This window comes from Gilliamella sp. App2-1 (genome assembly GCF_001690255.1).
Classification (GTDB): Bacteria; Pseudomonadota; Gammaproteobacteria; order Enterobacterales; family Orbaceae; genus Gilliamella; species Gilliamella apicola_G.
This window is the reverse complement of the sequence record NZ_LZGR01000017.1, coordinates 14,648-33,511: the sequence shown is the minus strand read 5'-3', so window position 1 is coordinate 33,511 and position 18,864 is coordinate 14,648. Positions and strand designations below refer to the sequence as shown.

The following is an 18,864-nucleotide window of genomic DNA, read 5'->3' as shown; positions in this document are numbered from 1 at the left end:
GTGGTCTGTTGGTGAATGGGCACAATAAGCAATTTCTTTGTAGTAGGTTTTTCCTTTAAGGAGTACTGGGCAATTAATGAAGTTAGGTTTGTGTGCCTATCTTTAGCCTTTAGTGCTTAATCTTTTGTTTTACGAGCAAAGTGCTTTTGCTGATAAATAGCAAAAGCACACAAGGTTATCAAAAAATTACTTAATAGGTAGAATGTTATGCAATACTATTATAGATACAAGTACTGTTGGTTTTATGTCTTAAATATCTCTAAACGTCACTTTGGACAAGCTTCTTTCTTAATCTTATTATCATCATCTAAAGTCTTTTTATCATTAGCACTGTTGTTGCTGTTGCTATATTCATTAAATACACATGCGTTATCTGCCATTACGACAAATGAAATTGAAGGCTCTGCGCCGTATTTAACGTTTGATGGAGGTAGAACGAAAATTAGCACAACGAAAGGTTTGTTAGGTATCACGTTATCGGATGGAACTAGAATCACACCATCAAACAATACTTCATCATCGACAAATCCGATTGAGTTACCACAAATCGATGAAACTTTTGCAGATATTGACACGTTGGTACCTACATCAAAGAATTTTATCGACTTAAATTCGCTCGTAAGCGACCCTTATAACCATTGGGGAGATGATGATGATGATGGACAAGAGGAAAATGGGGTAAAAGCACAAGGTTATTTGTATGTTTACATCACAGATAAAAACAACAAAACCGTTAATCGTAGTGATGAATTAACTCTATGTAATGCCCCTTATAAGATGGTGTTAATAAGTTCAGAAGGCAGTTTAAAAACGCAGTACGGCTTACCTAACAGTATTTCTTTCAGCAGCGATCGAGAAACGTATTACATCACCCCAAAATCATCTCCTGTAATTTGCTATGCTAAACCGTCTTTGAAATATGGTGGTGGTAGTGGTAATAATATCTACTTCGCCGGTCCTACTAACATATGGAGCTCAACCAAGGGTTTTATTCCTCAATCTACTACACCGACATCATACGATCGCAATTTCCCAACTACGGGTGCTCATAATTTATACTTTGATTTAGACATAGTAGGATCAGATGCATTGACTTGGGCACCAGTTACCCATGAGGGTATAACTGCATCTATGACGCCGGATTCAACGGGTAAAACTGTTCGGGTCACCCTGACTGGTCCAGAGGCAAAAGACCAATGGAACAATGATAATCCTAATCGAATTACTAAGCCAATCTTACCTCAGACATTCGAGTTAGTAGGAAGAGATAGTAGTGGTAATGTGATAGTAAAATATGGATTTACGTTACAGAAGTGGTTCGCCGGCCGAGGTGACAATGAAAATTTATTATCTAATCAAGCAGCATGGTGTCGCAGTTTAGGTTATCGTCTTGTACAAGTAAAAGACATTACCAACTCAAATTGTAATGGTGGTGGGGCAACTGACCGTTGTCGAGGAGCCGTTGGTGCTACACCGATATCAAATGGCAACCATTATCAGCGTTATATTGGAGCAGGATTTTTTGCCGAGTGGGGCATATTGAGTAATTACTCCGATGCAAACTTTTTCTCCAACAGCTACTACTGGACGAGCGATGTAGCTGGAGTCGGCTACCAGTTCTTTGTCCGCTCGAACGACGGCTCCGTGAGCAACAGCTATAATGGTAACACATCTAGAGGGCTTTGCGTCACTCCTTAGTTTTTAGTTTTAGTTCTTAATTTTGGGGGTGTGGGCGAGATTATATGACAAATTAAGGAGAAGTTACCAAAGAAATTAGCCCCTGCGTAAGGAGGGGCTATGAGCTGATCACTTTGCTATTAATTTGCTATTAAATAGCAAAAACACTTTCCCCAAAAAAATGTCAAAATCAATAAGTAATAAAAACTTAATTTTTATACTCAAGCATATAGCTACCTGAAAATTTTTAATAAGGTTTTTTAAGGATTATCACCAATTTCTATTGTGTGGAGCGTTATCGCAATTATTATTTTTAACTAAGCTCAACATTTTCAAAATTAACCAATAATTATAGCAACGATAAAATCACCTCAAAATTAGTAATAACTGATTTAAGTTTTATGATAAAAATCTTCTTTATAGATGTAGATTAGATTTAAGGAATAAAACTATTTTAAATAATTTTATTCCTTTGCAGATAGATAGTTTAACAAACTCTTTTTTAATCTTTTGTAAATGACTATGGCAAGATTATTTGATCACATAAAAGTTGACGTCGCGAGCATTTCGGAGAGCATCCAGAAATTGTCCTAATGTTTTATGGTAACTTTGATCTGGGTCATTGTCTTTAGTACATTTCTTTTCAGAAGCGTAACTTTGGATAATTGCATCATCTGTTCCTATCTTCTTAAATGATTTTTCAAAAGCATCTCCTTTTAATGTAATAAGCTGATTCCAATCATTTAAAAGGTTCTTCATATATTGGCGACCTTCCTCACATTTTATGTTATCTACATCAATATTTGGAATAACATATTGGACTATATCTATGAACTTTTTAGGATGATAAGGGAAGCTAATTTCTTCTTGCACTCCATCTTGTTTTAAATGCTCAATAAAATCACTTTCTCGGTATAATTTTTTAAATCGTTCGTAATAAGATTGATGTTTCTTTAAATTTAGATCTTGTGTTATTTCTTCAGGGAAAGATTGATCAAAAGAGTAACTCCAATGATAATTGCTCCTTTCAATAAATACATCATTGACTATTTTTACAGGGAGCTCTATTTCTGATTCTTCTCCGTTAATCATTGCAGGAATACGATTAAGCTCTTTTTCTAACACTTTATTGTATTCATTTTCATCCATATTAGAGGTTGCATATATAATAGTGTATAGCAAATAATTGCTTTGTGTTGGGTTAATAAAACCTGAATCACTAAATTTAGCAGGCTTTACAATAAAATTGAGAGAATCATTATTATACGACATAGTGTGTTTGCCATATGAAAACGTATAATTAACGCCTGATTTTGCTGGGATGGTTAACTCATCACCATCAATGATTACTTTTATTTCATTAGCTGTTGGATTGTCAATCCAACGTTCGATAGAACTAGACTCCGAACAGCCAACAAGGGTTAAGCTACAAGTTAGCAACACAATATATTTTATTTTCTTGTTCATGATAATTTATTATAAGTATAAAAAAAGATGTAAATATTATCATTTTTTTGAAAAAAATATATAAAATTAATGCATAATTTATGTAAATTTTAATTAAGACTATTAAATTGAAATGAATAGTTAAACTTAATGATATAAGTGATTAAACAATGATTTGACTTAGATAAAATAGGTTATAACTCAGCCCTTTTATTTTTTGATTTATTAAAGATGACATTAATATTGATGATAAAGAGGTTTTTTATGAAATTAATAGTAGATAATATAAGTTGTCAACATTGTGTTAAAACGATAACTAAAGCAATCAATGATATTGATCCAAAGGCAAAAGTGACAGTTGATATAGCTAAGCACGAGGTTGATATCGAAAATAGCACTATTTCTCAAGAAGCCGTTATTACGGCGATTGCTGAAGCTGGCTTCCAGTTCGTTGGTGTTTCTTATTAAGTTAAGTGGTTTTTGATAAGATTTTTTGCATTTATCTCTGAAAAGTACTGTGTCGACAAACATTCTGTTTGTCGATTTCACTTTATTTGGTTATCGGTTTTCCAAAGAATAACTTTAAACTCTATAAGAGTTAATTAAAAATTTGATAAAATCAATTTGTTTATGGATATTTTTTAGCTAAATTGTGTGATAAAACATTGATCACTGCTGACTTATTACCACCAGTGATAAAAATGGTGTGTAGGGCCATCACCTTTGCCAATAGTTAAATCATCGGCATGGCTAATGGCACCTTGCAAATAGTTTTTAGCCTGTTTTATGGCCTCTTCTAAGTTGTTATATTTGGGTACTAATGCTGAAATTGCGGCAGAAAGTGTGCAGCCCGTTCCGTGGGTATTTTTAGTTTGAATTCGCGGAAAGGTCATTCTTATGATGCTATCTTGAGTTATCAAATAATCTGGACTTTCATGGCTTAGCAAGTGCCCGCCTTTCATTAAGACCGCTTTGCAACCTAGTTTAAGTAATTCACACCCTTGTTTTTGCATATCATCTTCGGTTTTTGCTTCATCACAATCAAGTAGCGCGGCGGCTTCTGGTAGATTGGGAGTGATGATGGTTGCTAGGGGGAGTAAAAGTTCACGAATGGCTGTGATGGCGTCAGGTTTTAGGAGCGAATATCCCCCTTTGGCGACCATGACGGTGTCTAAGATGATGATCGGGATTGGGTTGCTTTTTAGCAGATGGTGGACGGTTGTGACTATCTCTTTATTCATGAGCATTCCTATTTTTACGCTATCAATTTGAATATCTTGATAAAGCGTATTAAATTGGGCTTCAATAAATTCGGGCGGGATCGCTAATACCGCATCAACTCCTTGTGTACTTTGTGCCGTTAGGGCGGTAATAACTGACATACCATATGCACCAAGTGCAGAAAAGGTTTTTAAATCGGCTTGAATACCTGCTCCACCGCTAGGATCAGATCCAGCAATGGTTAATGTAATTGTTGTCATGATAGTATTTCCTATTTAGCTTGCTTGATTTTGTTAATAAGCGATAACGTTGCTTGTTGAATATCTTTTTTGCCACAAATAGCCGAAACCACTGCAACACCGTCAATGCCTGTTTGGATAATATTAGTTACATTGTTTTCATCAATACCACCAATGGCAACAGCAGGGCGCTGCTTTAGTTCTACTAACTTGGTTAACTGTTCGGTTCCCAGTGCTACTGTTACATCTTTTTTGGTTGTGGTTGGAAAGATAGGACCAATACCAATATAATCAACCAGCTGCCAAGGCGTGGTATCAAGTTGTTGGCGATTGGATACTGAAAACCCTAACCATTTATCTTTGCCAATGAGTTGGCGAGTGACATCGGCAGGTAAATCACTTTGTCCAATATGTACGCCATCGGCATTAATTGCTAAAGCAATATCCACGTGATCATTTATAAATAGCGGGACAGGTGTATCACTTAGCGTTTCTTTCAATGCTAATGCTGCTTGATACCAATCTTTACCTGCCAGTTCTTTTTCTGATCTTAACTGTATAGCAGTTACGCCATTTTTGACAGCAATTTTAGTTGTATTGACCATACCACTAATACCACCGCAAAGTAGTGGTTCGAGCACTAAATAAAGGGTTAAATCCAATTGTTTTTTCATTTGATACCCTTATTAAAGCGAGGAGTTAAATAGCGAGAGTTGATCTAATAGAGATACCATAAAGGTGCCTAATCCTTGCTGTTTATTGGCAAGTTCAGCGGCCTTTTTCATCATAAAACATGCTGAGGCAGTAGCGAATAAAGGGTCAGGTGAATTGGCTATAAAGGCTGCTACCATGGCGGATAACGAACATCCCGTTCCCGTCACTTTAGTTAAAGCAATATCGCCTCCTGTTATGCTATATACATTGTTACCGTTAGTGATATAGTCGATATCACCTGTCATTGCAACAATTGTTTGATATTTTTGCGCAAGCTCTTGGGCGGCGTTTAAAGCTGATTGGGTTGAGTCTTGACCGTCAGGTCCTTTTGCCGATGAGTTTTGACCATTTAGCGCTAATATTTCTGAGGCATTACCACGAATTACTGTTGGTTTTAATGATAATAATTGATATGCAATTTCAGTACGGTAATTAAGTGCAGGTCCTACAGCGACAGGATCGAGTACCCATGGGGTTTGTGTTTGCTGAGCTTTAGCTGCTGCTAATAACATACTTGAGGCTATGCTGCTGTGAATGGTGCCAATATTAATCAGTAAACTATCGGCAATGGTAACAAATGCCGCAACTTCTTGCTCGGCAATCACCATTGCGGGTGATGCACCAATAGCAAGTAGTACATTGGCGGTAAAATTTTGGACTACATCATTAGTTATGCAATGCACGAGTGGGCGTTGTTGTTTAATGTGATGGATAAAAGCGATTGCTTGCGTGGTGTGAAATGATTTGACTGCTGGCATATTTCTTCCCTCCTTATATTTTATATACGTTAGGAAGAATTGGCCAATTTAGTGACTTTATAGCTTAGACTTCCCTACGCTGGCATAATCCAGATCAGGTTCAACGGGTAAAATCTCAGTTTTTTGTTTAAACAAAAAACACCCCGAGTCAAAATTGTGTAGTTATTATGAACTGACTATCGGTTTTTAACAAGTTATTGTAATAATCTTTCAATACTCGTAATTGCCATTCTATCTGGCAAGAAGAGAATTAGATGATCATGGTCTTCTATCGTTAAATTAGTATTAACGATAATCGTATCTTCGCTATTCGCTACAACCTGAAAAGCCTGTAGGTAGTTTTAAGCCATGCATATTTTCTCCACAGAGTATTGAGGTACCATTATTTCCTGCATTACACCATTTAAAGAACAATTAACGAATTCATTATAGATACCAGCAAAAATAAACTTGGTACAGGCATTTTTAGCTTTAGTGACATAAGAAACAATATTTCCAATTTAAATATTTATTCAAACAAATCATTATTGATTTTTGCCAATTTTTATTATTATTAACTTTAAATGATTCGTAGTTCTTTTAATGATAATTTAATAAATGCATAAAAAATAGGCGCAAAAATTAAACCAATGACACCAAAAAGGGTCTCTAAAAATAGCATCGAAATTAACAATTCACAGATACCAGCATGAATTTTTGTCCCGACTATTTTTGCATTAAGTACATATTCCATTTTATGAATTAAGATTAAATAAACAATAATCACCATTGCGACGGTAAATGATACGGTAAATGCAACAAAAAAGATTAATCCATTAACAATCAAATTTCCAATAATTGGAATAAGACCAAAAACAAATGTGGCTAACACTAAACTTTTACTAAACGGTAAATGAATGCCAAATACAGGCAAAATAATAAATAGCAAAATGGCAGTCATGATAGTATTAAATAATGCAATCACAACTTGGGACATCGCTACATATTGGAATACCACCACTAATCGATTTAAACTGGTTTTTAAGGCTTTAGTTAATGCTCTTTGTGTCATTTGATTATTATTGCTACTACGTTGATTTTCTTTATAGCCTAAGATTAATCCAATAATCATTCCCACAATTAATATGACTAAATCATGAAATACTTTTTTGATGATAGATTGTAGATAAAAGACGTGATCTTTAAGGTAAATCATTATAGTTGATTTCACTTCGTCTAAATCATCAGGTAAATAATGGGTCACGCTTGACGGCAGACTGTTTACTACATTGTTTACTACTAATTTCATATTTGTTAATGTTTCGGTAGGGTGCTTGGCCATATCAACAAACCAAGCAAATAAATACCAAAAACCACCAATAAAAATACTCATAATCAGTGTTGTGAGTACTAGTACCGAAACTAATTTTGATTGATGGCTAAAACGTATCATTTTTCGTGATAAAAACTCATCTAATTTTTGAGTTAATGTATAGGTTAATAAACCGGCAATTACTGCTGGCATTAAATGAACTTGCATTAAAATAATGAAAAAAACGGAAAATAGCGTGAGGCAAAATAGACCTAATTTTTGATTATTATTGAGTAACATGGTAACTAATTCCTTTCAATAAATAAGCCATTAAAGTCAAATAAAATTTTGCAGCTTAAGCTCTGTGCTTAAAGCCCACTTTAAGGCAAACTTTGTTTAAAATCTAAATTTTTTTAAATGATTATGTATATCGAACTAATCTTATGTAGTTGCAGGTTTTCTAAAGTTTAAATTCAAACTCCAGAAAACAGACGTAAAAGTCTCAATAAAAATTAATAATCCTCCTGACAGTTTTTATATTAAATTTGTGGGAACGTGTTTTTATTTACATTATATTTTTTAAAAAACTATTGTAATAATCTTTCAATCTCTGTAATTGCTTTTCTATCTGGCAAAAAGATGATTAGATGATCATTGTCTTCTATTGTTAAATCAGTATTAACGATAATCACATCTTCGCCTCGCACTACAGCTCCAATAGTTGCGCCTGAAGGTAATTTTAAACCATTAATATTTTTGCCAACGAGTCGTGATGTTTCATTATTCCCATTGGCAGCAATTTCGACAATCTCGGATTCACCTTGTCTTAATGAAACGACTTTAACAACGCCCGTTTGCCTTACATGGCTTAACAGTTCTGAAATTGTGGCGTGTTGTGGTGAAATTGCAATATCAATCACACTGTCATTAATCAATTCAAGGTAGGCTTGGCGTTGAATCAACACAATCACTTTTTTTGCTCCCATCCTTTTTGCAAGCATAGAAGACATGATATTGGATTCATCATCATTGGTGACAGCAATAAACAGATCAGTAAGTTCAACTTGCTCTTGTGAGAGTAATTCTTGATCCGATGATTCGCCATGCAGAACCGTTGTATTAATAAGTTGCTCAGCAATTAATTCGGCACGTTCGGCATTGCGTTCGATTAATTTAACTTGATAATCGTTTTCTAAACGCTTTGCTAAAGTGACAGCTACACCACCACCGCCGCTAATAATGATTCGTTTATAGGGCTTTTCTAAACGTTGTAGCTCACTAGTCACCGCTTTAATATTAACCGGCGGTGTAATGAAATAAACCATATCTCCTGCTTCAATAAGGGTTGACCCTAGCGGACGTATAAAGCGATTTTTACGATAAATTGCGACAACCCGAGCTTCAACATGAGGTAAGTGTTCTTTAAGTCCAGATAGTTCACTCCCAACTAAAGCACCGCCGTAATAGGCCGTCACAGCAACCAAACAGACGCGATTGTCATAAAAAGATGCAAATTGTAACGAACCAGGATATTGGACTAATTGACTAATATGATTAGTGATAAGGTTTTCTGGGGCAATAATATGATCGATATTAATACAATCTTTATTAAAAAAGGGATAATTTTCGTCATTGTATTCAGGAGCTCTAATGCGTGCGACTTTTTGTGGAATGTTAAACATGACATGCCCAATTTGGCAGGCCATCATGTTGACTTCGTCAGAGTTAGTTACCGCGACAAGCATATCGGCCGATTCGGCACCTGCACTTTCTAAAACCTGAGGATAGGATGATTTTCCACAAATCACCTGTAAATCAAAACGTTCTTGTAGTGATTGTAATTTATTATAATTTTCATCAACTACGGTGACATCGTTTTGTTTTTCGGTAACGAGATATTCAGCAAGTGCACTACCGGTTTGCCCTGCACCAAGAATAATAATCTTCATAACTAACCCGTATAGTTAAATGGCTTTAATCGTTGCCAATTTATTTAGTCTATTAAAGCCATTGCATACTGTTTTATTTTTGAGTCACAATCAATTATTGATTTGGCAATTATACAAAACCGATTGCATCATAGACTTTTTTCAAAGTTGGTTCGGCTTTTGAATACGCTTTTTCTGCGCCTTCTTGCATGATGGCAAATAGATAACTTTCGTCATCTCGGTACTGATGATACTTGGCTTGCAAAGTGGTCAGCATATCGATGACTTGCGCTGCTACTTCAGTTTTGAGATGACCATACATTTTGCCTTCAAACTCTTTTTCAAGCTCAGTAATGGGTTTACCTGTCACGCCAGTCAAAATATCAAGTAGGTTTGAAACGCCTGCTTTATTTTTAAGATCATAACGTACCACTGGAGGCTCATCAGAATCGGTCATTGCACGTTTGATTTTCTTCTCAATATCTTTAGGATTTTCGAGCAAGCCAATTACGTTATTGCGGTTGTCGTCTGATTTAGACATTTTCTTTGTGGGTTCTTGCAATGACATAACACGTGCGCCCACTTTTGAAATAAATGGCTCTGGAACAGTAAATATATCACCGTAAAGCGCATTAAACCGCATAGCGATATCACGAGATAATTCAAGATGTTGTTTTTGATCATCGCCTACAGGCACTAAGTTTGCTTGATAGAGCAAAATATCGGCAGCCATCAGGACTGGGTAATCAAATAAACCCGCATTGATATTTTCGGAGTGACGAGATGATTTATCTTTAAATTGAGTCATACGGCTGAGTTCACCAAAATAGGTGTAACAATTTAATGCCCAGCCCAGCTGTGCATGTGCAGGCACTTGAGATTGTACAAAAATAGTGCTTTTTTGTGGATCGATGCCACAAGCTAAATACAGAGCGAGTGTATCTAATGTAGCTTTACGTAATTTGTTGGGATCTTGGCGTACGGTAATCGCATGCTGATTGACAATACAATAAACGCAATCATATTCGCCTTGCAGAGCCACCCAATTTTTTAATGCACCTAAGTAGTTGCCAAGTGTTAGTTCTCCTGATGGCTGAGCGCCACTAAATACAATCGGTTTACTCATAATTTGTTCCTAATTTATGCTAATTATTTTTTTGCATCAGCTTTTGGCTGAGGTAATAATGTTAATATGTCTTTAAAATCATCTAATAAAAAATCAGGGTTGCTGGTAGCGATCGAGATGCCATAGTTATAGCCATAGCTTAATGCAACGGTTGGACAGTTAGCATTTTGGGCGGCAGTAATATCATTTTTAGAATCGCCAACAAAAAGCAACTGATCACTAAACAATCCAAATGTAGCCATTACTTGATACAACGGCGCTGGATGTGGTTTTAATTTAATCACATCACCACCACCAAGAACTAACGAAAAGTACTCTTTTATACCTAAGGAAGTCAGCAAGGCCGGTAAAAATTGTGCAGGTTTATTGGTCACTAATGCCAGCGGATAATGATTATCATGAAGCACTTTTAGGGTTTCTTTAACATTGGGAAACAGTTTCGTTTCTGCATCAATAACTTTATCATAATGCTGGTTAAATAGATTTTTAGCTTTTGCCAGTAGCTCAGTTGATGGATCAACTTGAATGGCTTTAAATACTCGCTCGAGCATGATATCAATACCATTACCGACAAAATTTTTGACTTGTTCATTGCTGATTGTCGGTAGATTCAAGTCTGCCAACATATTTTGTGTAGCTAGTGCCAGCCCCGGCACACTATCAACCAATGTACCATCTAAATCAAATGCGATTGCTTGAATATCTTCTAGTTTATTCATGTATCACTCCTGCTAACTCTTTACGCATGGCATCAATGACGGTTTTATAATCAGGCTGGCTAAATATGGCGGAGCCTGCAACAAACATATCGGCACCTGCTTTGGCAATTTCTGCTATATTTTCAACTTTTACGCCACCATCAATTTCTAAACGAATATCGCGTCCAGATGCAATAATACGTTGTTTGGTTTGTTGTAACTTCTTAATTGTAGAAGGTATAAAAGATTGTCCTCCAAAACCAGGATTAACACTCATTAATAAAATAATATCAATTTTGTCAATAATATAATCTAAATAATCAAGCGGTGTTGCAGGATTAAATACAATACCTGCAGTGCAGCCGTGATCTTTAATTAACTGTAATGACCGATCCAAATGAACGGTCGCTTCTGGGTGGATTGATATGTTGGTTGCGCCTGCTTTGGCAAATGCGGTGATGAGTTCTTCAACCGGTGATACCATTAAATGCACGTCAATAGGTGCTTTTATGCCATAGTCTCGTAATGCTTTACAAAACATCGCACCCATGGTTAGATTAGGTACAAAATGGTTATCCATAACATCAAAATGAATAACATCAGCACCTGCATCGACAACTTTTTGGGTATCTTCGCCAAGACGAGCAAAATCAGCTGATAATATTGATGGAGCAATAATGTATTCTTTCATAACCTACCTCTACTACCTCTAATAGCTCACCTTATATTCAAATCTATTTATGACTTTTTATATAAAGCTAAAATTTCATCGATTTTTTTTCGGCTTTTGCCAGCACAGCTAATTGAACGTCGCATTTCTGCTCGATAAAGTTGACTCGCTTTACTGTAAAGGGTCATGGTGTAATCAGTATAATGATTAGATACCAGTACCGGTATATCTTTTTTATATGCTATGGTTTCAGCCAATTTCGACAAGTTTTTATGCTCTTCAAATCCAAAAATATTTGAATAATAAGCCGTAAATCCAGCTGATTCATTCGGAGATATATAGGGCGGATCACAATAAATCACCGAGTTTTGTTTCGCTTTATTCATGACTTCGTGATAAGGCGCGCAAATAAATTGTGCTTTTTGTGCTTTTTCTGCAAAAAAATAGAGTTCTTTTTCAGGAAAATAAATTGTCTTATAACGCCCAAATGGTACGTTAAATAGCCCTCTACTATTATAACGACATAAACCGTTATAACCATGTCTATTCAAATAGACAAATAACAGGGATCTAAAATACTGGTCTTTATTTCGATTAAATACATCTCGAAGCTGATAAAAAGCGTCAGGTTGATTATTTTGAGCAACAAATAGCAATCTAAGATCACGGATAAATTGATCGGGACTTGATTTTAACAATGTAAATAATGAAATTAAGTCTTGATTAATATCTGCTAAAATATAACTTTTATAGTTAGTGTTTAAAAACACAGAACCAGCCCCGACAAAAGGTTCAATCAGTTGATCGCCTTCTGGTAGATATCGTTTAATTGTGTCCACGAGCTCATATTTTCCTCCAGCCCATTTTAAAAAGGCTCGTTGCTTCTTCAACGGATACTCCTATTTGTCGTTGATCGGATAAATAAACGACGTCGTTTGTTATTTTGATGCTTTCTCTTTATTAATCGTTGCACTAGATTTAACCCATGGCTTATTTTTTTGTAGTGCACTTGGTAAAGACTTAATTGCTTTATGTGCTTCTTCAGATGATGAGTAGTTGCCTTTAATTAAAATATACCATTTTTCATTATTACGTTGAGTTTCATAAATTTGATAATTGGTTATTTTATGGTGTTCAACAAACTTTTTTAGACCATCAGCTGATTTAGACGCAGTAAGTTGAATGCTATAACTATTATCCCCTAGCTTTAAATTATTCTCTAACCCCAATTTTTCATGGGGTTTATGATGATTTATTTTATCAACGGCATCTTTATTTATGCTAGCCTTTGTTGAATTCGCATTCGTTTTAACGTTATTTAAACCTGAAGCGCCATTAATATTTGGATGACTCAATGGTGTAACTGGATTATGTTTTACCTCAGGTCTTTGTTGGTTACCTAGTTGTCTAAACTGTTCGTCTAGAACTATATTTTCCCCCGAACTAGTTTTTGTCAGAGCAGCTTGTCCCTGTGTAAGGGCATCATTCGACACTTGCGAAGTTGCAACACCATTAATCTCTGGTGGTGTTAATAGTGTTGGTTCATTTTTGTTTGAAACAGGAAACAAAAGCCAGCTAAGCAATAACAGGATAATGACAACTGCCATACCAAGAATAGCTAACTTTTTTTTAAAAAATTCTTGCAACAAACTTGGTAATTTTGAGAGTATAGCGCTTTTATTAGGTTGTTCAGATAAATAACGATCCTCTCTATCAACACGCATTCTTACTCCTTAACCTATTAATAGGTTTATTGCTTCGCTATAACTTGCCAACATAAGTAAAAAATGGTTTAAATTTGCTCGATTTTATCAATGATATAACTTGCAACACCTTTGGCACTTTGTTCATCGGTCTTAATTGTAATATCGGCAATTTCTTCGTAAAGAGGCTCGCGTTTATCGGCAAGTTCTTCGTAAAGCTCACGCGGAGTGTTACCACCTTGCAATAATGGGCGACGTTTATCTTTTTGCGTTCTTGCCATTTGTTTTTCAATAGTTGTTTCAAGATAGACAACAATTCCACGAGCCGATAATCGATTGCGTGTCTCTTTAGATAAAACAGATCCCCCACCAGTTGCAAGAACTACGCCTTGTTTTTCAGTCAACTCATTAATAACTTTTTCTTCTCTGGCACGGAATCCGTCTTCCCCTTCTAGATCAAAAATCCATGCAATATCGGCACCAGTACGTTTTTCAATCTCTTGATCTGAGTCAAAAAAATCCATGCCTAATTGTTGTGCAATTTGTCGGCCTATAGTGCTTTTCCCTGCCCCCATTGGGCCAATTAGAAAGATATTTCGCTTTTCTGCCATTGTAGTTTCATCATCTATTAATTTTGGTTAAAATATACAACACAATATCAACTTACTATGATTTATAAAATCATTCGCGTTATCACTGTGTAACTTTTCTTGGATCTCCGTCTAACGACAAAAATTTAGGTCGGTAATTATCTCAATAGATAGTACCTTTTGGCAATAGGTATTTATCAATAGTTTTAGCTAATGCCAGCTTGATGCAAATCATGGATGTTTAGAGCGCCTACTAATTTACCATCACTGTTAACGACTGGTGCGGCGGTAATATTATGATCATTAAATGATTTTAACGCTTCAACGGCCTTCCAATTTGCAGGAATACGATGCCCAGGGCTGGTCATAACGTCTATAATACTATCTTGTAATGTGCCATTTTTTAATAATAAGCGACGTAAATCGCCATCGGTAAATACCCCAATTATTTTATTATTATCCTGACAGATTGCAACTAATCCCACACCTGTTCGACTTAATTCTAGCATGGCATCAAATACGGTTGCAGATTGTAAAACTTTAGGAAGTCGATCGCCGGTTCGCATAACATCTTTGACATGGTTGAGTAGCTTAGCACCTAAACTACCAGCAGGGTGGGATCGTGCAAAATCGTCCTCTTTAAAGCCTCGTGCGCGCATGACAGCAATTGCTAGTGCATCACCCATTAATAACGTGTTGGTCGAACTTGACGTTGGTGCAAGTCCCATTGGACAAGCTTCTTTTTCAATTGAAATATCAAGAATGGCTTGAGCTGATTTAGCAAGTGGCGAATCTAGTCCTCCAGTAATAGCAATAACAGGTACATTCATTTCGGCAAGAATAGGTAAAATAAAATTAAACTCCTTGGCTCGGCCTGAATAAGAAATTAAAACGGCTATGTCGTTTGGGGTTACCATTCCTAAATCACCATGCAATGCTTCTGATGGATGCATAAAAAAAGCTGGACTGCCTGTACTGGCTAACGAAGCGGCAATTTTTTTACCTATGTGTCCAGACTTTCCAATACCTGAAACAACAACTTTACCTTTGGTGGTTAGAATAAGCTGACATGCGTTAATAAAATCTTTGCCAAGTCGATTAGGTAATTTTTGCGCTTCGTGTAACTCTAATGCTAAAAGCTCTCGACCATATTGTAATAATTTATCCATTTCAATTAGCCTATCGAATAAAAATGAGTGATCATGAATTTATAATTGGTAAACAAAGGTGACGATTATAAAAGCTAAATTATTATCATTTTAACAATTAACGTTTGAATATTCAAAAAAGAAAGTCTGTTTGTGAAAAAGTTTCAGGTAGATAAGAGTTTGAATATAAAATCTACCTGTTACTTGATAATCACTTAAAATCTCAAAACGACTTTGATCCTCAGTATAATTAAAATAAGAGCCAATGATGTATCAATCAAACGTCATTTTAAATGCCTATTTGAACACTTGTGCTGAATTATTGATCGTTGCAATATTGGATTTATTTTGTTCAACAAACTGTTTTTTATCAAAATTAGGTTTGGTTAAATAGTCAGTCAAAAATTTGGCATTACTTTCAACTTGTGCACCGTTTAAAATTAAACGCGGCAAATCTATTTGATAAATAGTTTGATCGGGCGTTTTTTGTAGATCTTGTGTGCGTGCATTTGTTAATAAATAAAGTTTGCGCTCTTTTTGTGAAAGACGATTGATTGTTGGTGTGCCAGCTCCCATCATTAAATGATCTGGAAAAATATAAAATATGGTATCTTTTAATATATCTTCATCTTTTAAATATTGAATGAAATGTCCTAAATTATGATCCAATGAAGCTGCAACAAACGACATATTGTCAGCTTTTGGTGAAATCACAGACCTCATCCTTTCATCATCAAAACCATTTGGAGCATGGGTTGAAACAGTTGAAACAAACAAAGCAAAGGGTTTATTTGCTTGGTGCATTTCGGTAATTTGTTTTTGCGCAATATCAAAAATATCTTTGTCATACAACCCAAAAGGTGCAGGTGGATATTGTCCAACATAGTTTTTTTCGGAAATAACTTCCATACCAAACAGCTCAGCAGTATGTCCAATGCCAGCAAAATCTGGGCTAGCCATCACATAACGGGTTTGATACCCCGCTTGATTAAGTACATCGCCCAAACTAACTAAATGGGTTTGGTCTGCGCGCATTAATGGTGATGTGGTGTAGCCACCAATTAAAAAAGGCATACCCGTCATATAAGTGTACATCGATGCGGTAGTCCAAGTACTTCCTGAACTCATTGGCATATTATCAAAAAAGGTATAATCCTGGCGAAGTTGTCGTAAATTAGGGGTAATATCTTCAAAATCGAAAAAGCCTTGTTCAAACGATTCTAATGATAGCACAATAATATTTTTACCCTGATGGCTAACAAGCTGATTTTTATTGGTGTAATTAGTCATGTTGAGCGATTGTAATGCTTGCTCAAACGGCTCACGAGGGGCGCTAGTGACTTGATAGATTTCGTATAAACGGCTTAATGGTCCATTGTGATAACTAATTGAGATGATTGCTGCAAAGGCTAATAACAAACGCACAATTAAATGGCATTTACGTTTGCACCAATTCGCTAGTTTTGATAGTAAGAAAATAAGGGCAAAAAAAACAACAATAACCAAGGCTGCTTGCAATTTAAAAATAAATAGCCCTTCTATAATATCATTAATGTTTAAATTTACATAAAACTGATAATCAATAAAGCCACCACTAAAGTAGATAGAAGTTAGCTCCATTACGATAAAGACCGTCAGTAAAATTATACTTAGAAGTTGCCATTTTTTCTGTTTAAAGAGTGAGGCAAAAATAATTGTGATGATAAAAAGTGGTAAAATAATTAATGTCGATAATGGCATAATAGTTGTTACTCAATTTACTCAAGAATCAATTTTTCACAAGTATATACTTAATACACAAAAAATAAAAATATCAACTAATGTTATTTGATTTATGACGTTATCTTCTATAATTATAATGTAGTTTACAAAGTAAAAATTGAAAAATAGTGTTACAACTAATATCAAATGATAATTGTTATTATTTAAGGTTGATAATTGACATTATTCACAATAAGATGTCACCCATATTAACTGCAATAATTTCAATGTGTTATATGTTTTTGGTTATGCGGAAAGTGATTTTTATTTTATCTTTGTTTTCATGATCTTTTTGTTGTTATGCCGATATTACATTACCGACACCACAAACTAAAGCGTGCTGATGAAAAAACTCAGTCTTGGTATTTCAGGCATGGCTAACCGATTGGGTGCAGATAGTCTTATTGTACCTTATGGCTATGAAAAAAATATGGAAGTTGTTCTATTGCGTGGTGAACCAAGTAGCTTTTATGTAAAAGTCGATTTGATTGATAAAATCAAAGATATCACCCTTTTATTTAAGCAAAGGACCTAATCAACGTAGTCTAAGTTATGCACAAAGTCTGCTTAAAAAAGCCAGAATAAGCTATTTGCAAAATACCTATCCAGCTAATATGTTAGGTGGTGAAATGCGCCGTATTGCGATCTTACGAGCACTAATTTGTAAACTTCAAATAATTATTGCCGATGAGCCAACCAGTGATCTTGATGAAGAAAATAGTACAGCTGAAATCAGGCAATTGCTTACCGAAATTCATCAACAAGGCACCGCCTTATTGATGATTATTCATGATAAAAATGTTGCCCATTATAGCCGAAAAATCATGAAAATGTCAGTAGGGCGATTATTTGACTAATGCATCATATTGGCAATTAAAAGGGGAGGGCTAGCTGACTGACGACATTAATAACGGATTACAGCCCATTTCAATCATAATTTTATTGAGTTTTAATAACGGCAATCCAACGAGTGAATGAATATCATCGCCTTCTAGCTTATCAAACAGGGTAATGCCAAGTTCATCACATTTAAAACTGCCAGCACATTGCAAAGGCATCTCTTTGCTAATGTAGGCATCAATTTCTGGATCAGTTAAGTGCCGAAAAGTCACCTTAAACGGTTCGCAAATGGTGATTTGTTGTTGTGTTTTGGTATTAATTACCGTCATGCCAGTATAAAAATAGAAGGCTTTACCGCTGCTTTGTCGAAGCTGTTGTCGGGCATTATCAATCGTATGCGGTTTGCAAACCATATTACCGTCTAACACGCCGACTTGATCCGAACCAATAATTAAACTATCAGCAAATTGCGTCGCTAATGATTGGGCTTTTAGTTTTGCTAGCCGAACCACCAATTGCTGGGCTGACTCACCGGCTAGCGGTGTTTCATCGCATATAGGGGGCACACATTCAAACGGAATGGCTAATTTTTCGAGCACTTTTTTACGCGATGCTGATGTTGATGCTAAAATGATTCTCATTTTTGGTTTTCTCTTAAAATTCAGTCTGAATAATGTGCATTAAAACCGATATGAACATAATAATCAACTACCTGTGGTACAACCAGTAGGGTAATTGGACATGCTTTACCAGTATTGTTTTTCACTTCTTTTATTAATTGCTTGCCGATGCCTTGTCGTTGATAATCTTTAACCACCGCGAGATCGGCTAAATAAGTGATATAAACAAAATCCGTTAAACAACGCGCAATACTAATCAGTTTATCATCATGTCAAGCAGTTATAATAAAATTGGTATTATCTAATATAGCTTGAAAACGTGCAGTGACAAAAAAATGTGATGGCTTGTTCGAGTGTTGGTTTGACATCAAAACGATAAATAATGCGACTCATGCTGATCTTTATCATAAATCGAATAAAAAATAATTAAGGAT

The 18,864-nt window shown here is 35.5% G+C and carries 20 protein-coding genes and 1 riboswitch; of the genes, 4 read left to right on the top strand and 16 right to left on the bottom strand.

Annotation, left to right across the window (positions count from 1 at the left end):
- Positions 1 to 207: 207 nt before the first annotated feature.
- Positions 208 to 1,698 carry a hypothetical protein gene (locus A9G22_RS02065; protein WP_075508269.1) on the top strand — a complete coding sequence of 497 codons (1,491 nt, stop codon included), beginning with the start codon at positions 208 to 210 and terminating at the stop codon, positions 1,696 to 1,698.
- Between the two features lie 510 nt (positions 1,699 to 2,208).
- Here A9G22_RS02065 and A9G22_RS02060 read toward each other — a convergent pair.
- Complete coding sequence (locus A9G22_RS02060; RefSeq protein WP_141669944.1) at positions 2,209 to 3,144, bottom strand: hypothetical protein; 936 nt, start codon at positions 3,142 to 3,144, stop codon at positions 2,209 to 2,211.
- A gap of 243 nt (positions 3,145 to 3,387) precedes the next feature.
- Here A9G22_RS02060 and A9G22_RS02055 point away from each other — a divergent pair, with 243 nt between their 5' ends.
- Positions 3,388 to 3,591 (top strand): heavy-metal-associated domain-containing protein, encoded by a 204-nt coding sequence (locus tag A9G22_RS02055; protein WP_065586476.1) that lies wholly within the window; start codon positions 3,388 to 3,390, stop codon positions 3,589 to 3,591.
- A 215-nt stretch (positions 3,592 to 3,806) separates the two neighbouring features.
- Here A9G22_RS02055 and thiD read toward each other — a convergent pair whose 3' ends face one another.
- The 13 genes from thiD to A9G22_RS01990 all read right to left on the bottom strand — a co-directional run bounded on the left by thiD (position 3,807) and on the right by A9G22_RS01990 (position 16,949).
- Positions 3,807 to 4,604, bottom strand: coding sequence for a bifunctional hydroxymethylpyrimidine kinase/phosphomethylpyrimidine kinase (thiD, locus tag A9G22_RS02050; RefSeq protein ID WP_075508267.1), 798 nt, complete (start codon positions 4,602 to 4,604; stop codon positions 3,807 to 3,809).
- A gap of 11 nt (positions 4,605 to 4,615) precedes the next feature.
- Complete coding sequence (thiE, locus tag A9G22_RS02045) at positions 4,616 to 5,257, bottom strand: thiamine phosphate synthase (protein WP_075508266.1); 642 nt, start codon at positions 5,255 to 5,257, stop codon at positions 4,616 to 4,618.
- Positions 5,258 to 5,269: 12 nt separating this feature from the next.
- Positions 5,270 to 6,055, bottom strand: coding sequence for a hydroxyethylthiazole kinase (gene thiM / locus A9G22_RS02040; RefSeq protein WP_065586479.1), 786 nt, complete (start codon positions 6,053 to 6,055; stop codon positions 5,270 to 5,272).
- Positions 6,056 to 6,109: 54 nt separating this feature from the next.
- Positions 6,110 to 6,211: riboswitch (TPP riboswitch) on the bottom strand.
- A gap of 403 nt (positions 6,212 to 6,614) precedes the next feature.
- Positions 6,615 to 7,646: an AI-2E family transporter gene (locus A9G22_RS02035; protein ID WP_065586480.1), complete on the bottom strand. Its 1,032-nt coding sequence runs from the start codon at positions 7,644 to 7,646 to the stop codon at positions 6,615 to 6,617.
- Between the two features lie 287 nt (positions 7,647 to 7,933).
- Positions 7,934 to 9,295, bottom strand: a complete 1,362-nt coding sequence (gene trkA / locus A9G22_RS02030; RefSeq protein WP_065586481.1) for a Trk system potassium transporter TrkA — start codon at positions 9,293 to 9,295, stop codon at positions 7,934 to 7,936.
- Between the two features lie 109 nt (positions 9,296 to 9,404).
- Positions 9,405 to 10,400 (bottom strand): tryptophan--tRNA ligase, encoded by a 996-nt coding sequence (gene trpS, locus A9G22_RS02025; RefSeq protein ID WP_065586482.1) that lies wholly within the window; start codon positions 10,398 to 10,400, stop codon positions 9,405 to 9,407.
- A 23-nt stretch (positions 10,401 to 10,423) separates the two neighbouring features.
- The gene (locus tag A9G22_RS02020) at positions 10,424 to 11,119 is read right to left on the bottom strand and encodes a phosphoglycolate phosphatase (RefSeq protein WP_075508265.1); all 696 of its coding nucleotides are present in this window, start codon (positions 11,117 to 11,119) and stop codon (positions 10,424 to 10,426) included.
- Complete coding sequence (gene rpe, locus A9G22_RS02015) at positions 11,112 to 11,789, bottom strand: ribulose-phosphate 3-epimerase (RefSeq protein WP_065586484.1); 678 nt, start codon at positions 11,787 to 11,789, stop codon at positions 11,112 to 11,114. Before rpe ends, A9G22_RS02020 begins: the two co-directional genes overlap by 8 nt.
- A gap of 47 nt (positions 11,790 to 11,836) precedes the next feature.
- On the bottom strand, positions 11,837 to 12,658 hold the full coding sequence (locus tag A9G22_RS02010; protein WP_075508264.1) for a Dam family site-specific DNA-(adenine-N6)-methyltransferase: 822 nt from the start codon (positions 12,656 to 12,658) through the stop codon (positions 11,837 to 11,839).
- A gap of 48 nt (positions 12,659 to 12,706) precedes the next feature.
- Positions 12,707 to 13,492 (bottom strand): SPOR domain-containing protein, encoded by a 786-nt coding sequence (locus A9G22_RS02005; RefSeq protein ID WP_075508263.1) that lies wholly within the window; start codon positions 13,490 to 13,492, stop codon positions 12,707 to 12,709.
- A 68-nt stretch (positions 13,493 to 13,560) separates the two neighbouring features.
- Complete coding sequence (gene aroK / locus A9G22_RS02000) at positions 13,561 to 14,082, bottom strand: shikimate kinase AroK (protein ID WP_065586487.1); 522 nt, start codon at positions 14,080 to 14,082, stop codon at positions 13,561 to 13,563.
- Positions 14,083 to 14,267: 185 nt separating this feature from the next.
- Entirely contained in the window at positions 14,268 to 15,230 is a 963-nt protein-coding gene (gene gutQ / locus A9G22_RS01995) for an arabinose-5-phosphate isomerase GutQ (protein ID WP_065586488.1), read from the bottom strand.
- A gap of 276 nt (positions 15,231 to 15,506) precedes the next feature.
- Positions 15,507 to 16,949, bottom strand: coding sequence for an LTA synthase family protein (locus A9G22_RS01990; RefSeq protein ID WP_075508262.1), 1,443 nt, complete (start codon positions 16,947 to 16,949; stop codon positions 15,507 to 15,509).
- Between the two features lie 364 nt (positions 16,950 to 17,313).
- Here A9G22_RS01990 and A9G22_RS01985 point away from each other — a divergent pair, with 364 nt between their 5' ends.
- Both A9G22_RS01985 and A9G22_RS11035 read left to right on the top strand, forming a co-directional pair.
- A complete protein-coding gene (locus tag A9G22_RS01985; protein ID WP_075508261.1) occupies positions 17,314 to 17,505 on the top strand; it encodes a hypothetical protein in 192 nt (63 codons plus the stop codon).
- Positions 17,459 to 17,827, top strand: a complete 369-nt coding sequence (locus A9G22_RS11035) for an ATP-binding cassette domain-containing protein (RefSeq protein ID WP_082264481.1) — start codon at positions 17,459 to 17,461, stop codon at positions 17,825 to 17,827. Before A9G22_RS01985 ends, A9G22_RS11035 begins: the two co-directional genes overlap by 47 nt.
- 30 nt (positions 17,828 to 17,857) lie before the next feature.
- On the opposite strand, the gene A9G22_RS01975 is transcribed toward A9G22_RS11035, so the two are convergent.
- Together A9G22_RS01975 and A9G22_RS11755 are read right to left on the bottom strand one after the other, a co-directional pair.
- A complete protein-coding gene (locus A9G22_RS01975; RefSeq protein WP_065586491.1) occupies positions 17,858 to 18,451 on the bottom strand; it encodes a Maf family protein in 594 nt (197 codons plus the stop codon).
- A 20-nt stretch (positions 18,452 to 18,471) separates the two neighbouring features.
- Positions 18,472 to 18,690 (bottom strand): GNAT family N-acetyltransferase, encoded by a 219-nt coding sequence (locus tag A9G22_RS11755; protein WP_081296951.1) that lies wholly within the window; start codon positions 18,688 to 18,690, stop codon positions 18,472 to 18,474.
- Between the last annotated feature and the right edge of the window lie 174 nt (positions 18,691 to 18,864).

Excerpts from the sequence above, each read along its gene's own strand:
- A9G22_RS01990 (WP_075508262.1), bottom strand. The coding sequence starts at position 16,949 with ATGCCATTATCGACATTAATTATTTTACCACTTTTTATCATCACAATT.
- thiE (WP_075508266.1), bottom strand. The coding sequence starts at position 5,257 with ATGAAAAAACAATTGGATTTAACCCTTTATTTAGTGCTCGAACCACTA.
- thiD (WP_075508267.1), bottom strand. The coding sequence starts at position 4,604 with ATGACAACAATTACATTAACCATTGCTGGATCTGATCCTAGCGGTGGA.
- rpe (WP_065586484.1), bottom strand. The coding sequence starts at position 11,789 with ATGAAAGAATACATTATTGCTCCATCAATATTATCAGCTGATTTTGCT.
- trkA (WP_065586481.1), bottom strand. The coding sequence starts at position 9,295 with ATGAAGATTATTATTCTTGGTGCAGGGCAAACCGGTAGTGCACTTGCT.
- A9G22_RS02060 (WP_141669944.1), bottom strand. The coding sequence starts at position 3,144 with ATGAACAAGAAAATAAAATATATTGTGTTGCTAACTTGTAGCTTAACC.
- A9G22_RS01985 (WP_075508261.1), top strand. The coding sequence starts at position 17,314 with ATGAAAAAACTCAGTCTTGGTATTTCAGGCATGGCTAACCGATTGGGT.
- thiM (WP_065586479.1), bottom strand. The coding sequence starts at position 6,055 with ATGCCAGCAGTCAAATCATTTCACACCACGCAAGCAATCGCTTTTATC.
- trpS (WP_065586482.1), bottom strand. The coding sequence starts at position 10,400 with ATGAGTAAACCGATTGTATTTAGTGGCGCTCAGCCATCAGGAGAACTA.
- A9G22_RS02065 (WP_075508269.1), top strand. The coding sequence starts at position 208 with ATGCAATACTATTATAGATACAAGTACTGTTGGTTTTATGTCTTAAAT.
- A9G22_RS01975 (WP_065586491.1), bottom strand. The coding sequence starts at position 18,451 with ATGAGAATCATTTTAGCATCAACATCAGCATCGCGTAAAAAAGTGCTC.
- A9G22_RS02055 (WP_065586476.1), top strand. The coding sequence starts at position 3,388 with ATGAAATTAATAGTAGATAATATAAGTTGTCAACATTGTGTTAAAACG.
- aroK (WP_065586487.1), bottom strand. The coding sequence starts at position 14,082 with ATGGCAGAAAAGCGAAATATCTTTCTAATTGGCCCAATGGGGGCAGGG.
- A9G22_RS02005 (WP_075508263.1), bottom strand. The coding sequence starts at position 13,492 with ATGCGTGTTGATAGAGAGGATCGTTATTTATCTGAACAACCTAATAAA.
- A9G22_RS02020 (WP_075508265.1), bottom strand. The coding sequence starts at position 11,119 with ATGAATAAACTAGAAGATATTCAAGCAATCGCATTTGATTTAGATGGT.
- gutQ (WP_065586488.1), bottom strand. The coding sequence starts at position 15,230 with ATGGATAAATTATTACAATATGGTCGAGAGCTTTTAGCATTAGAGTTA.
- A9G22_RS02035 (WP_065586480.1), bottom strand. The coding sequence starts at position 7,646 with ATGTTACTCAATAATAATCAAAAATTAGGTCTATTTTGCCTCACGCTA.